The sequence below is a fragment of the Vibrio sp. 10N.222.52.B7 genome (assembly GCF_041474275.1).
GTDB classification, from domain to species: Bacteria; Pseudomonadota; Gammaproteobacteria; order Enterobacterales; family Vibrionaceae; genus Vibrio; species Vibrio crassostreae_C.
This window is the reverse complement of record NZ_JBFRTU010000465.1, coordinates 1-325: the sequence shown is the minus strand read 5'-3', so window position 1 is coordinate 325 and position 325 is coordinate 1. Positions and strand designations below refer to the sequence as shown.

The following is a 325-nucleotide window of genomic DNA, read 5'->3' as shown; positions in this document are numbered from 1 at the left end:
GTGAACGCTTCACCATCAGTGAGGATTTCTCGTTCATGTTACGCGAAGTAAAAGGGTGCTATGTGCTAGTTGGGAATGGTGTTGGTGAATGTGGAGGCACTGCGCTTCATAACCCACACTACGATTTCAACGACAATATTCTGGAACATGGCGTTGGGTTCTGGAAGACGCTTGTAGAGCAACAATTGTCACAATAGATAGATGAAAAAAGAGCGAGAGGCAAGCTTCTCGCTCTTTTTGTATGCGTTGTATTCTCAAATCCCGCTAACGCTTTGGGCTAGCGACTGATCTGCTTAATGATTTACTTGCTCAACAATCTCTCGCG

Annotated in this window: 1 pseudogene; it reads left to right on the top strand. The window is 45.2% G+C overall.

The annotated features are described in order from the left end of the window. Positions 1-197 (top strand): annotated as a pseudogene (locus tag AB4512_RS23710) (amidohydrolase); the annotation flags it as partial. Positions 198-325 lie beyond the last annotated feature (128 nt).